The 14,599-nt window shown below is 40.3% G+C and carries 10 protein-coding genes; 4 read left to right on the top strand and 6 right to left on the bottom strand.

Annotation, left to right across the window (positions count from 1 at the left end; all coding sequences use genetic code 11):
• Position 1 precedes the first annotated feature (1 nt).
• From SDEL_RS10515 to SDEL_RS10490, 6 genes are all read right to left on the bottom strand, one after another.
• On the bottom strand, positions 2-1,564 hold the full coding sequence (locus SDEL_RS10515) for a flavocytochrome c (protein ID WP_012857841.1): 1,563 nt from the start codon (positions 1,562-1,564) through the stop codon (positions 2-4).
• 449 nt (positions 1,565-2,013) lie between these two features.
• A complete protein-coding gene (gene selB, locus SDEL_RS10510; RefSeq protein WP_012857840.1) occupies positions 2,014-3,849 on the bottom strand; it encodes a selenocysteine-specific translation elongation factor in 1,836 nt (611 codons plus the stop codon).
• Entirely contained in the window at positions 3,850-5,187 is a 1,338-nt protein-coding gene (gene selA, locus SDEL_RS10505) for an L-seryl-tRNA(Sec) selenium transferase (RefSeq protein WP_012857839.1), read from the bottom strand.
• Positions 5,184-5,858: a response regulator gene (locus SDEL_RS10500; protein ID WP_012857838.1), complete on the bottom strand. Its 675-nt coding sequence runs from the start codon at positions 5,856-5,858 to the stop codon at positions 5,184-5,186. The genes selA and SDEL_RS10500 overlap by 4 nt, the downstream gene beginning before the upstream one ends.
• Positions 5,839-7,467 carry a sensor histidine kinase gene (locus tag SDEL_RS10495; RefSeq protein WP_012857837.1) on the bottom strand — a complete coding sequence of 543 codons (1,629 nt, stop codon included), beginning with the start codon at positions 7,465-7,467 and terminating at the stop codon, positions 5,839-5,841. The genes SDEL_RS10500 and SDEL_RS10495 overlap by 20 nt, the downstream gene beginning before the upstream one ends.
• Before the next feature lies 1 nt (position 7,468).
• Positions 7,469-8,629 carry an ABC transporter substrate-binding protein gene (locus SDEL_RS10490; RefSeq protein WP_012857836.1) on the bottom strand — a complete coding sequence of 387 codons (1,161 nt, stop codon included), beginning with the start codon at positions 8,627-8,629 and terminating at the stop codon, positions 7,469-7,471.
• A 192-nt stretch (positions 8,630-8,821) separates the two neighbouring features.
• On the opposite strand from SDEL_RS10490, the gene SDEL_RS10485 reads away from it, so the two are divergent.
• From SDEL_RS10485 to SDEL_RS10465, 4 genes are all read left to right on the top strand, one after another.
• Positions 8,822-10,507 (top strand): 4Fe-4S binding protein, encoded by a 1,686-nt coding sequence (locus SDEL_RS10485; RefSeq protein ID WP_012857835.1) that lies wholly within the window; start codon positions 8,822-8,824, stop codon positions 10,505-10,507.
• Positions 10,500-11,210, top strand: coding sequence for a TorD/DmsD family molecular chaperone (locus SDEL_RS10480; protein ID WP_012857834.1), 711 nt, complete (start codon positions 10,500-10,502; stop codon positions 11,208-11,210). Before SDEL_RS10485 ends, SDEL_RS10480 begins: the two co-directional genes overlap by 8 nt.
• Positions 11,211-11,375: 165 nt before the next feature.
• Positions 11,376-11,579 carry a twin-arginine translocation signal domain-containing protein gene (locus SDEL_RS10475; RefSeq protein ID WP_012857833.1) on the top strand — a complete coding sequence of 68 codons (204 nt, stop codon included), beginning with the start codon at positions 11,376-11,378 and terminating at the stop codon, positions 11,577-11,579.
• Between the two features lie 153 nt (positions 11,580-11,732).
• Complete coding sequence (locus SDEL_RS10465) at positions 11,733-14,597, top strand: formate dehydrogenase subunit alpha (protein ID WP_083762486.1); 2,865 nt, start codon at positions 11,733-11,735, stop codon at positions 14,595-14,597.
• Positions 14,598-14,599 lie beyond the last annotated feature (2 nt).

Here is a 14,599-nt window from a genome sequence, read left to right as displayed (position 1 = left end):
ATTAAATCGTTTCTCCTGCAATCATTCCAAAGACAAGACAATCAGAAATAGCATAGCTACCCAATCGGCTTGCGCCATGAGTTCCACCTGTTACCTCTCCGGCTGCGAAAAGTCCGGGGATTGGTTTACCTGTATTTCCTGAAATTACACGTGCTTTGGTGTCAATTTTTAAACCACCCATGGTATGGTGAGGTTTTGGCATCAAACGAATCGCATAAAAAGGTCCTTTCATATCAATCGGTGCTGCTTTAAGGTCTTTAAGTGTTTGTTTTTTAAACTGATCTTCTTTACCCGCTAACGCTGTTTCATTGTAAACTTTAATGGTCTCTTTGAGCGCATCAGCTGGAATTTTGTAGTTCGCCGCCAAAGCATCAAGGGTGTCAAATTTTTTCATAACGCCAGATTGGAGTCCTTTTTCAACTGCTGCGTAAATCTGTTCTTCGAATGTATTGTAGGTACCAATCGCAACTGGGAAGGCTTTGGGTGCTTCTCTTAGGATAACATACTCAGCATCCGCTCTGGTTTTACGATCTGCCATTTCATTCATAAAACGCTTACCGTTTCGTACATCCACAGCAACACCATGAACAAAAAGACCTTGTTGTGTGAGCAGTGGTGCGACACCAAAACCTCTTTCATCTGGACTAGCCCATGGTCCTTGTTGAATCCAGTCAATGTGTATAGGAAGAGCTCCAATTTGGAAGGCTTTTAGCAGAGCGCCTGCGGTTGCGCCATCGTGGTTGGTTGCATCTTGATCATAAGCGATTCTTGGATCTTGCATTTTGCGGTAGATTTTATCCATAGAAAAACCACCACTGGCTAAAATGACACCTTTTTTCGCACGGAAAACTTTTTTCTCACCTGAAGTGTTTTCCATATCGTCGCTGATAAGTTTTTTATCAAAACGGTAGTTAATACGTGCTGTGACGCCTAAAACAGACGTACCATCATTGCTCATAACAAAATCATCAAATTTTGCACGAGTAAGAAGTTTACAACCAGGTAATTTCTCAACAAAAGCTGCCATCGGCTGAATAATGGCTGAACCACTCATGTTTTCAGTCACAATCGTTCTGTTCACAGAATGACCACCAAACCATGTTGGTTTTTTGCCTGTTTGATATTTCGCACCACATTTAACCGTAAAATCAAACGTCTCTAAGGCACGAGCAAAAATAGTCTCTAACATCTCTACGTGGTTGATACCCAAACCTGCTTTCAGTGCATCGTTAATGAAAAGCTCTTTAGAGTCTTTAATGCCAAAGGCTGCTTGATCTGGGTTCATTGGCACGGCAAACGCACCACCGTTAATAACAGAGTTTCCTCCCACACGTCCCATTTTTTCTAAAATAAGCACTTTTAAGCCTCGCTCAGCCGCTTTAGCTGCAGCGGCAAGTCCAGCAAAACCAGAGCCGATCACAATAACATCGTACTCCTCATCAAACTTAACATCTTTCTCCATAGGTGCCGCCGCCATTGCTTGACTCGCAGTAAGCATCGCAGCTCCCGCACCTAGAACACCAAATTTTAGAGCGTCACGTCTGGACATCGTCTCTTGACTCATGGTAAATCTCCTCTTGATTAAAAGTTTATTTTTTACTTCCAGCTTAATTTTAACAACTAGCTGTGATATTTAATGTGAGATATGAGCAAAAATGTATTTTTGAATTTTTGATGTTACTTTTTATAAAAATGGGATAATTCTTTAGAAAACAATAGGCGATAAATCCCTAAAAATGGCTAGTTTATAGTTCAAAGAAGTATAAATAAAAGAAAAAAGTACTTTTTACATATAAAGATTTTTTTAAGTAAATAATGAAATAGACCGCCAATATCATGAAAAGGAACGCAGAATGCTTAACGGTTAAAAAAATGAAGGATAGTCTATGCGTCTATGGTTTAGTTATGCCAAATACGCCCCTGAAGTGATTGCTTTAATGGCAACGTGTTTTATTTTAATACGTTAACCTAGGGTAAAAGAGAGTTTTAAAAGAGGCAGAGCCTTTGCCTCTTTTAAAGAAATACGCGTTTGGTTCCCTCTTTTTTGATATCATCAAAATTATCGAGATAATCAAGGTACGCTACCAAATATTTTCGGCTCATATCACACTGCTCTTTCAAAATCTTAATATCAATGCCCTCGTTTTTGCGCATAATGTCTCTCATCTTTTGTACCATCTCACTGAGCGCTGTACTGGTGACAAAGAGGTTATGTTCTAAACGGATGACTTTTTTAGCCCGTGTGAGGCTCTTAAGGGCATCATCACCCATTTTACGGTCAATGTCCAAATCATCATAGATATTGTATGGCGCATCGGGTGTAAACCCTGCTTTGCTCAAAATGTCATAAACCGTATCTTCGATGAGTGTTTCGATATTGTCAATCTGAATTTGGGCGTTTTTATAGACACCGTTCACCAAATCAAGCGTTCCCTCATTGCAGAGTTTTTGAAGGACACTCTCTATAAGAAGAGCACTCGCCCATTTGAGTTTTAAGGAGAGTGATGTGGCGGAGAGTAGGGCATAGCGATTTTTAGTGTAGATGGCTTTAATCACTTTTTCTAACTCATGTTGCATCTCTAAAGGGTAGAGAACCAACCCTTTTTCATCCACAAAAATGCCTTCCATACTTCGAGCAATGGCGATTGCCTCATCATGGTTGAGTCCAAAGCGTTGGTTAGAGGAGATTAGTCCAAAGCCGTGTTTATGCATGGAAACCAAAATGGTAAAAGCCTCTTTAAAATTTTTGGTATCTAAGGCTTTGAGCAATTCAAGTTTGACTTTTTTCTTCATCGGGTCATTAATAGGATTGAGCACTCGCCCTCCACCAATGGTTCGACCACTCGCACAGATAATAAAAGGCTCATCATGCACTAAAAAAAGTTTGTTCTGAAATTGTAATTTGGCATAACCATAGGGGGCACTCTCTTCGGTTTCGTAAAACAAAATACGTGCCTCAACTTGTTTGGTTCCGACAAATAAAATCACCTTACTGTTGTGTTTGAGATGATACCCTCCAATGCCTTCCAACCAGACATCAGCAACATCAAAGCCTCGGATATACCCTTTTTTACACAGCAAAGCTCCTTTTTCAAACGCCGTTTTTTGGGCACTTTGCAGGTTGATAGCGGTTCTTTGGGAGGAGTGGGCGGTCTCTACGTCGTGTTCATGGACTTGAAGATTACGGATGAGAAACTCTTTTTCAATCTCTGGGGCGTAGATTTTTTCACCCACTTTAATGCTGCCATCTAAAACCGTTCCTGTGACAACGGTTCCAGCCCCTGCGATAGAGAAGCTTCTATCCACATAGTAGCGAAAGAGTCCGTTGCTTTTTTTCGTCAGAGTAGGCAGTGCAAAAAGGGCATTTTTGAGCGTTTGAATGGTATTTGGCTCGTAAATACTTACCGGAATAATTTCCACCAAATGGAGATTTTTAAGGTTTTTAAAATGCTCAGTAATCTCATAGTTGCGAAGCGCAATCACCTCTTCTGAAGCAAGGTCTTTTTTCGTGAGCGCGATGATGATATTTTTTACATGTAAGAGGTTTAAAATCTCTAAATGCTCTTTGGTTTGTGGCATAATGCCTTCATTCGCATCAATGACCACTAAACTTGCATCAAAACCAAAAGCTCCTGCAATCATATTTTTTAAGAGTTTTTCGTGTCCTGGAACGTCGATAAACGCAACATTTTTCGTTTCATTTTGCATGGAGGAAAAGCTAAGATTGATGGTAATGCCTCGGCGTTTTTCCTCTTCGAGGGTATCGCCTTCAAAGCCTGTAAGTGCTGTAATAAGTGCCGTTTTCCCATGATCAACATGTCCTGCGGTTCCAATAATAATATAATCCATTTAGTATCCTATAATGCGTTGTATGATGCTAATAAGCGTGGCTTCATTGTGGGGGAGAATGGTTCGAAAATCGAGTAAAAATTTATCCTCCTCGATGCGTCCAATAACGAAATTTTCACGAAATTTACGCTCTAAAAGGGTGGCTTTACCTTTTACATGTAACGCAATGGTTGGAAATTTTCGATTGGGAAGTGTGCCTCCGCCCATGTACGTTTCACTCTTTACAAGCTCACAGTAAGGTTCCCCAATTACCTCTTTTACATGTAAGGCTCTTTGGGTAAGTTCTTCGATACTTCGAAAGAGTAGCCAAAGGGTTGGAATCTCCTCCCACTCCTCTTTAAGGTAGGCTTTAATGCTCTCTTCTAAGAGGCTTAGGGTGATTTTATCGACCCGTAACATGCGTAAGAGCTGGTTTTTTTTAAGCTGTGCGATTAAATCAGCCCGTCCTGCGATAATGCCTGCTTGAACGCTTCCAAAGAGTTTATCGCCACTAAAACTGATGAGTGAGGGATTGCATGTAAGAATCTCGTGTAAAGAGTGTTCACGGTTACCTAAATTGTAAGGGAGTTTGGGAAGATACCCACTGCCTAAATCGTAATAGTCTAAAAGGGAGTGTTGCGTAGCGAGTCTTTTAATCTCTTCGTAGCAGAGCGCTTCACTAAAGCCTTCAATGGAAAAATTAGACTGGTGTACTTTCATCAGCATCACCGTATTTTCGCTGATGGCGTTTTCATAATCACTTTTTTTAGTTTTGTTGGTTGCGCCTACTTCAACGAGCGTTGCTCCACTTTGTTTCATCACCTCAGGAATGCGAAAGCTTCCTCCGATTTCAACCAATTCGCCTCGTGAAACGATCACTTCTTTGGCTTTGGCAAAGGTGTTTAAGATAAGAAAAACGGCGGAAGCGTTGTTATTGACTACCAATACATCTTCCACGCCTAAGAGGGCTTTGAGATGATGGCTGACATGTTCATAACGCTCCCCTCGACACCCTTCTTCGAGGTTGTACTCAAGATTTGAGTAGTTGCAAATGACGGTGCTTGCACGCTCTAGTAAGGTTTTAGAGATAAGACTTCTGCCCATATTGGTGTGTAAAATAACGCCAGTGGCGTTGATAAGAGGTTTTAGCGATGGGGTAAAAAGTGCGTCATACGCCTTTTTAATCTCTAACATCAGTGCTTCTTCATCCACATATTCAAGCTCTTTGCAAAGCAGTGCTTGACGCAGTGTTTCAATCTTTTCACGGGCGATTTTCATAACCCATGTTGCGTTGGCGTCTTGAAAAAGCGGATGGGCAAGGCACTTGTCAATTTTAGGAAGGGTGCGTAAAGGGTTCATACATCCTCCGGAAGCGGTAGTTGTGTCTCATTAAAAAGGTATTTTTTGTTTTGGATTTTGGTGAGAATCCCTTGATCGCTTAATTGTTTAAAGAGCTTAATGACCGTTGGTTTGCTCACATCGACTTGTTCCATAATTTCACTGTAAGAGTAGTTGAGCATATTGTCATTGTCCAAATTTTTGATGATGAAACGGATGATTTCGACCTGTTTGCTATCGGTCACAGCGGAGATGGTTTTGATGATATTGTAAGAGCGTTCAATCTCTTTGGCTTGAATGCGAGGAAGTAAAACGTCGTGCAATGAGTTTAAAAGCTCTTTGATATTCACAGGTTTAATCAAATAATTATCAACATGCAACTTAATCGCATCAAGCAAATACTCTGTATCGCTAAAAGCTGTTGTAACGATGGAAGGAATTTCTAATTCAAGTTCTAGTTTTACCTTGCGTAAAAAATCAAGACCATTGCCATTGCGCAGGTGAATATCTGAGATGATGACATCTACCTTTTCATGCGTAATAATCTTCAAAGCCTCGTCAATGGTTTGGGCAGGATAGATGGTTTTGACAAAGTCTTCTAGGATAGAGCTGGTATGCTTGAGCAAATCCGCTTCATCTTCAAGGTAGAGTACAGTAAAACTTCCCAATAATTCAAAGTTGCGCTTGTTCATCGTTGTCCTCTTCAGTCATCTGAATATTTTTTGGAATCGTAATGGTAAACATCGCACATGACCAGAGTTTGGCTGTGCCTAATTTATGGCGAATGTTTTTACATGTAATCTTTCCATGCATATGTTTTTCAACCATCTGTTTGGACATAAAAAGTCCAATGCCCGTCCCCACACTTTGATGTTTGGTGGTAAAGTAAGGATCAAAGACTTTAGGAATAATATCACTTTTTATGCCCCCACCGTTATCAATAACATTAATATAAATCGCTTGTTCGTTCTCTTTGGCAATAATATGAATAATACGTTGGGGTAATTCTGCTTTGGAGGCTAAAATATCTTTAGAGTTCCCAATCAGGTTAAGTAGGACGTGAATCAGCTCATTTTTAAAGCCAAACACACGCAAATCTTCTTTGAGGAAAAAGTGCAAATCAATCGCTTCTCTCTCTAATTGGTATTTGGAGAGGTCAATCGACTTTTGAATGACCTCTTTGAGGCTAAACTCTTTTTTGCTCTTATTGGGATTGAAAAAGGTGCGAAAATCCTCTAAGGTATCGGACATATTTTGGGAGAGCATTTGCGCATCCGCCACACGGCTGGTCACAAACTCTTCGGTCAGTTTTTTGGCTAAAAATTTACTTTCAAAACTTTGAATAATCATCATCAAAGAGCCCAGAGGTTGTCTCCATTGGTGGGCGATGTTTTGAAGCATCTCTCCAAGACTGGCAAGACGGGCTTGTTGGAACATGATGTTGTCTTTTTTACGACTGTTCTCCACCTCTTTTTTTACCCGCAAAGCAAGGGAGTCGTTAAGCTCTTGAAGCTCTTTGGTTTTAAGCGAGACATTTTCCTCTAAGTAGGCATTGAGATTTTTAAAATGGTTAATGATAGTAAAAAGAACCATTGAGATGAAAAAGAAAATCAGTCCAATAAGAAAAATAAGCATAAACGTACTGGTTTGAAAGAGTTTGTCGTTAATCTGCTTCTCGGTAATGGATTGTTTTAAATGGGTGGTAATTAAACTCGAGAGATAAATATTTAAAGAGTTGGTCTCTAACATAATCTCATCCACAATCCACGCTTCTTGCGCTAAAGTGTTGTTGCGTAAAAAATCCAAAAGTGTGTTGGTTTTGACATCCAATTCGTGCATTTTAAGATTTATTTTCTCAATAATTCCCTGCTGAAAGAGGGTTTTTTCAGGCAGTTTAGGGGCGACTAAAAAGAGATTGAGCCAGCGACTTGCAAAATAGGGCAGTCCGCCAATGGGATGATGGATGGCATCTTGATAGCTGTGCCACTGTTTATGGGTAATTTGTTGTGCGAGTTGAATGACCTCTATGGCGTCGGCATTGCTGATTTGTTTCTCTTTGATGTCGTGCAACGTTTCATTGATATTTACGCAGTAAAGGTCTTTGAGCTCTTCTAAATCCACTTGCGGTTGAGTGTGCTTTTGAAACAACGTTTCATAGTCATATTTGAGTGCAAAAATGGAAACAAACATTAAAAAACCAATGGTCATAATTCCACTTAAAATAATGACAATTAAAATTTTCGTTTTATTGGAAAACTTAATGGTTTCTAGTTTTTGGTTAATGAGAGTTAGCAGTTGCATATTAGTACTCATACTTTTGGATAATTTCAAATTTGCCATCATGATACTGCGCAAGATAGACTTGGTTGAGGAGTTGCGCATTGCGATAGTGCAAAGGAATATTGTCAAGGGTGTAGGTATTTAAGTGTTTAAGGTTTTCAAGAAACTTCTCCCGTGTGATGGTTCCATGAATGTTCTGAAGTGCTTTCACAACGCTTTTTGCCGCTAAAAACCCCTCAAAAGAGACGAGGGAGGGTTTGGCTTCAGGATAATAAAATGAGAGTAGTTTACGGTATTCAATTCCCTCTTTTGAGTAAAAATCATCACATGAAGGTACGGTTTGTGAGAAAAGAAGATTTTCCCCATTGCCTTTTAATTCGTGCATTAAAGCGTTGGCATTGACAAAAGAGATAGGTGAAAAAATAGGCTGATACGAAAAAGTGCTTTTCACTTTTTCAATAAACCGTGCGGTAGGTTTATACGCACCCACAAGGATAATGGCCTCAGGTTTAGCACCTTCAATCTCATGGACGGCATGACGAATGGAGAGGGTATTGCGTTTGTAGGTTCCCTCTGCGCTTAGTTGAAGATTGCGTTTGGCAAGGGCTTGTGCCAAAGCAACGTAACCCTCTTCACCATAATCATCATTTTGATAAAAAATCGCAAACTTTGTTACTTTCTTTTGGGTATTTAAATATTCAACCAAGGCGTCCATCTCTTGTGCGTAGGAGCTTCTAAAATTCACAATGTTGCTTAGCTCTTCATTGCGTAGAAACGAAGCACCTGTATAGGGTGCGATAAAGGGAATGTTACTGTATGTAATCAGTGGTAAAACACGTTTAACCGTAGGTGTGCCCACAAAACCAAAAAGAGCAAAAGCACCATCTTTTTCAATCAATTTGATGGTGTTTTGTAGGGTGTTTTCGGGTTCGTATTTGTCATCATAATGGACAAGCTGGATTTTTTTGTCTTGCACACCACCTCTAGCGTTAATATGGCTAAAATAGGTATTAGCACCAATGACCATGTCTTTGCCAAGATCAGCGTTAATGCCACTGAGAGGAAGAGACGTTCCTAAGACAATAGCACTTTTTTCATGCAGAGGAAAATTCCTAAAAAGTAACCCACTGATAAAGATACCAAGGCTGATGATACCAAGAAGAAGAAAATTTTTGTTGACCAAAACACCATACCTTATGAAAGAGATATCTTCAATTATAGCGGAAGAAGATTAACGAAAGCTAAGGAGCAAAGGGGCTATATATCGTTATATACAATTATAATATAACGAGTCTTTTTGTATTATTAAGAACCGTTTAATCCAAATGATTTTACAATTCGGTCAATTATAATTTACCACTTAATGGACAAACTTATGCAAAAAGAGTACGCATTTTACGATACCGTTGGTATTGATTTTCCCCTTGATGAGACAATAGAATGGGTGAAAACCCCCTGTAAAGGTGATTTTCTTGTTGCGAATTATCCTGAAGCCGAGGCTCTTATTTATGCGCCTGAAATCAATTTTTATGTGGCGCAATCAGAAGATAGCATTGCTCACAAAATCACGAATGTTGCGAAACTCTATGCGATACGCTCTGTTGGGTTTGATTTTGCGCAAGATGTGGATTATAGCCAAGAAGTGGGAAAGAAGTTACTGATCGTAACAGATGAATCAGAGCATGAAGCACTCAAGAGCGATTTAAGTGAAGAAATGTTTACCGTCATGTTACTTTCTCCTTCAATGATTTTAGACCTCAATGGGCATATAGGTGCTTTACATGTAACGCTTAAAAAAGAGGACGAACTCTTAGAATTAGAGTGTGATCAAGTGCTTTGGTGGAATGCTCCGAAGTTTGCCATGAAGCAAAGTGGTGTGTATGACCCCGCTGTGATAGGATTAGAAGAAGCGTTAAAAACCCTTCGTGAGCGAACGGGTGAGTATCACTATAAAAACTACATCAGTTATGATCCTTCCATTTGCCAGTATCATGAACGCCGTGAGGAGATTTGTGGGAAGTGTGCGGAGGTGTGCCCCACGGTTGCCATTTTAAAAGAGGACGAGACCAAGCATTTGGTTTTCTCACACATTGATTGTCACGGCTGTGGTGGCTGTGTGAGTGTGTGTCCTAGTGGTGCGCTTGATTATACGCAGATGCCACGCCTTGCGTTTACCCATTTGAGTGATTATTTTAGAGAATCGATTGCCTTGATTATTCCGAATAAGATGGATTTAGGCGTGATTGATATTCCGCTTCGTGAGGGTGTGCTTCCTTTGATGATTGAAGGGGAGAAATATTTACATGAGGCGCATTTGCTGAATTTACTTCAAACCAGTGGTAATCCCATTGTTTTTTATACCGATTTTATCTCTAAAGGTACAGGCGATGTTATTCGTATCTTAAATGAGATTTTTGAGAAAAAGTACCATAAAAAAGCCATTTATGTGTGTGAAACCACCGAAGAGTTAGCCTCTGTTTTTGAAACCTTGCAGAGTATTCCTGAGTGCTGTTATGGTATTAATGAGGCAGGGCTTCGTAAACGTGAAATTTTTTCCGCACGTTTAGCCCATGTGGTGGGTGAAGAGGATTTGGGTGTGGTGAAGACGGGTGAGCATGTGCATTATGGTGACATGAGTATTGATACCGATAAATGTACGCTCTGTTTAAGTTGCGTGGGAGCCTGTAATGTCAGGGCTTTAACCGCACATCCTGAGGATAACAGTCTTCGTTTTAACGCTTCGATTTGTACCAACTGTGGCTATTGTGAAGTGACCTGTCCTGAAAAAGATTGTTTACATGTAATCAAAGATGAAATCCATCTCAAGCCAAGCTGGTTTTCACAGCGCATTATGGCGCACGATGAGCTTTTCGCCTGTGTGGAGTGTGGGAAAGAGTTTGCTACACGCAAATCGGTTGAAAAAATTGTTGCCATTATGACCCCACTTTTTATGGGAGATGATGTGAAGCTTAGAACGCTTTATTGTTGTGCGGATTGTAAACCTAAAGTGATGTTTAGAGCGCATATGGAAACCGAGATGAAAGAGGTTAAAAATGGATAAAAAAGCAATCAATCAAGCCCGTTCACTGTACTACATTTTTTTTGCGAAAATGTTAGATTTTTCTTCCAGTGATGAAGGGTACAAAGATGTAGAAACGCTGCTTCCAATTTTTCTATCCAATCCTTTGGATGAGGGCAGTTATGAAGCGTTAGGGGCAATTCAAGAGAAGATTAAAACAGAGGGTTTTAGCGCATTAAGAGCGGAGTATGATGAAGTTTTTGTCTCACCTGAGAGCTCTTTTATCCCTTTGAGTGCTTCGTATTATGATGAGGGAAGAGATGATGGTCAAAAGCGAGTGAAAGCTGCTGGTTTAGTGCTTCGTTCTAAATTTAGACGTAACAAGCCTTTGTGTAATGACTCTGAAGATCAAATGGTTTTTGCGTTTCGACTTATGTCAACGCTTATTGAATCAGGGATTGAAGGAGATGAAGAGAGTTTAAACTTAGCTCATACCTTTTTTGCTGAGATTTTAAATGAGTGTATTGATGATTTTGCAGAGCTTCTCTTTACGCATGAAAAGAGTGTTTTCTATAAAAATACCGCCATTGTTTTAAAAGCCTTTAGTGATTTTGAACGTCTCTATTTAGATGTTGCTCCTTCGCAAAAAGTTGCGAGTGCCCATCGTGTGAGTGCGGTCATTCAAACGGACAGAAAACCTTTGAGTCAGCGAATTAGACGTAATTTGGATGAAATTGTTTTATAAATAAATATGCTTTTTTTGCATATTTAAGACTCTTTTTGTCTTCAAATATGCAAATTTAGCATAATGCTATTAAAGCGTTATGAAAGAGGAAAAAACTTCTTTTTTCATAACTCTTTTAAGGGTGAAAAACTGATTCCTCATCATAGGAAAAGGAGGCATAGAACTATGCACGAAAACAGAAGGGACTTTTTAAAGAAAGCCCTTGGAACATCAGCGGTTATTGCAACGGCTGGGGCAAGTGTGGCTTTAGCGAGTGCTAAGAGTGACACAAAAGGAAACAACGGTGTTGTTTATGGAAAATCTCCCAAAAAAGAGATTTTGTATAAAGAGACAAAAGAGTGGGAACTCTACTATAAGAGAACCAACTAGATTTCTCGCAAAATTCTATTTGCAGGGAACAGAAGCACTAAGGGTGCGTGGGCATTGCGCCGAAGAAAACCCAGTGTTAACGTAGTTTTTAGAGCTTTGCTTTAAAAACGTATCAAGAGTTCAAAGAACTCTATAAAACTTAGGAGACAGTGTATGAGTAAAAGCGAAACCCAACTACTCTCCTCTAGCAAAGTCGGAAGACGTTCATTTTTAAAAATGGCGGCTTTGGGAAGTGCTAGTTTTGGAGCGGGGAATCTTCTTGCAAAAGAAGAGAAGATTAGAGTGGCGAGTGCGGAAGAGATTAAAAACCCATTTCCAGGCTCAAAAACAGTAAAAACCATCTGTTCGATTTGTTCAGCAGGTTGTGGTATTAAAGCTGAAGTACAAAATGGTGTATGGGTAAGACAAGAACCCGCACATGACCATCCAATCAGTGAGGGAAGCCACTGCTGTAAAGGTACGGATCAAATTGATTTAACCAAATCAAAACAACGTATCAAATACCCAATGAAAAAAGAGAATGGTAAATGGCATCGTTTAACATGGGATCAAGCGATTGAGGAAATTTCTTCTAAAATGTTAAAAATTAGAGAAGAAAATGGTCCAGATACCGCAATGTTCCTAGGTTCAGCAAAATTCAATAACCAGCAAGCGTTTTACTTTAGAAAGTTTGCTGCGTTTTGGGGCTCAAATAATATCGATCACGTAGCTAGAATCTGACACAGTGCTTCCGTTGCCGGTGCGGCAAATACATGGGGTTACGGTGCTATGACAAATCACTTTGGTGATATTGTTGCACATTCTAAGTTAATCATGATGGTCGGAGCAAACTCCGCTGTTGCTAATCCAATTGGATTTAAACACTTCTTGCAAGCCAAAGATAGAGGCGCGAAGTTGATCGTAGTCGATCCTATCTTTACACGCAGTGCTGCAAAAGCAGATATTTATGTACGTATTCGTCCTGGTACCGATATTGCGTTTGCCTATGGACTTTTACATGTAATCTTCAAAAACGGTTGGGAAGATCAAGATTTTATTGATCATAGAACCTATGCGATGGATCAAATCAGAGCCGAAGCTGCAAAATGGACACCTGAAGAGGCGTCTAATGTTTCAGGTGCTTCTGTTGCACAAATCCTAGAAATAGCAGAATTGTATGCAAAAACTAAACCAGCTGCTATTGCATGGTCTTTAGGAATTACACAACACTCTGTGGGTAGTTCAAACACCCGTATTCTTCCAATTTTAGCGCTTGTGACAGGTAATGCTGGAAAAGCAGGTGGTGGTTGTCAAATTATTCGTGGACACGATAACGTTCAAGGTGCAACCGATATGGCAAACCTTGCAGACTCTCTTCCAGGCTATTATGGTTTGGATAAAGCCGCATGGCAATACTATGCAAAAACATGGGGTGTGAGTTTAGAGTATCTTCAAAGCCGTTTCCATCCAGAACTCGATGCGAAGGGTGAGCATAAATGGATGCATGCTAAAGGTTTCTCTCTTGCTAAATGGTGGCAAGGTGTTCTTCAAGAAGAAAAAACAACTTCTTCTGCGCCTATTCGTGTGCTTTGGGTACAAGGAACAGGTATTACGTCTATGTCTCAACAAGTGAAAATCAAAGAGGCGATTGATAAACTCGATATGCTTGTTGTTGCTGAGCCGTTTGTGAATGAAGCAGCGATTATTACCGATAGAAAAGATGGTATTTATATTCTTCCTGTGGCAACACAGTTTGAGTGTGAAGGAACCCTTTCCGCAACCAATCGTTCTGCGCAATGGCGTTCACAAGTCGTTGAACCACTGTATGAGAGTAAAGCAGATCATGAAGTGATGTTTGCTTTTGCGAAAAAATTTGGTTTTTATGATGAGTATGTCAAGGGCATGAAAATGCATGTGGAAAAAGGCGAAGTCGTTAAATATAAAGATGATTTTGTTTGGCCAGATGATGCGGTTCGTGAGATTGCTCGTACGGTTAAGAGTATTGGTCTTTCGGGCTGGACACCAGAGCGTCTACGCAAACACCAAGCAAATTGGCATCTTTTTGATCCATTAACCCTCAAAGGGCGTGGTGAGATGGAAGGCGAATACTACGGACTTCCATGGCCATGTTGGGATGAAAAACATCCAGGTTCTCCTGTTCTTTACGATGTATCCAAACCTGTCAATGAAGGCGGTATGGGCTTTAGAAATCGTTTTGGAATGGAGCACAATGGTGTGAGCCAAATTGCCGATGAGACCGTGACACTTCCAGGTCAAAAAATCAAAGGTGGCTACCCACAACTCACTAAAGCTAACATCGAAAAAGTGCTTGGCATTACGCTCTCTGAAGAAGAGAAAGCACAAATGGGACCAAGCTGGGCGATGGATTTTAGTGGTATTATCCAAAAATATGCTCGTGAGTATGGCGTGTGTGTTTATGGTAATGCAAGAGCACGTACGATTGTTTGGGAATTTCCAGATCCAGTACCCGTACACCGTGAGCCTATTCATTCACCACGTTGGGATTTGGTTCAAAAATACCCTGCATTGCCTGATCAAGACAATAACTTTAGGGTAGCAACAAGGTTTATCTCTGAGCAAACCAAACAAGATTGGTCCAAAGAGTTCCCAACTATTATGACCTCTATGCGTCTAGTCAACCTCTCAGGTGCTGGAATGCTAGAGCGAACCAGTAAGTACCTCTCAAGCATCACTCCAGAGATGTTTGCCAATATTCACCCAGACTTAGCCTCTAAGTATGGTATTGAAGATAAAGGTATGATGTGGATTCATGCACCGCAGGGTACAAAGATTAAAGTTAGAGTACACTACAATAGAAGTGTAACCCCTGATCGTATTTGTATGCCGTACAACTTTGCGGGTGTTATGCAGGGTGTGGATTTGAGTGCGAACTATCCAGAAGGCACACGTCCTTACACGATTGGTGAAAGTTCAAATACCATTGTTAACTATGGATTTGACCCGATTACCCAAATTTCTGAGTTCAATGCGGGTCTATGCCGTGTTGAGAAAGCGTAAGG

This window comes from Sulfurospirillum deleyianum DSM 6946, assembly GCF_000024885.1.
GTDB classification, from domain to species: domain Bacteria; phylum Campylobacterota; class Campylobacteria; order Campylobacterales; family Sulfurospirillaceae; genus Sulfurospirillum; species Sulfurospirillum deleyianum.
Note: the sequence above shows the minus strand (reverse complement) of the source record. Positions and strands in the feature narration are given on the sequence as shown.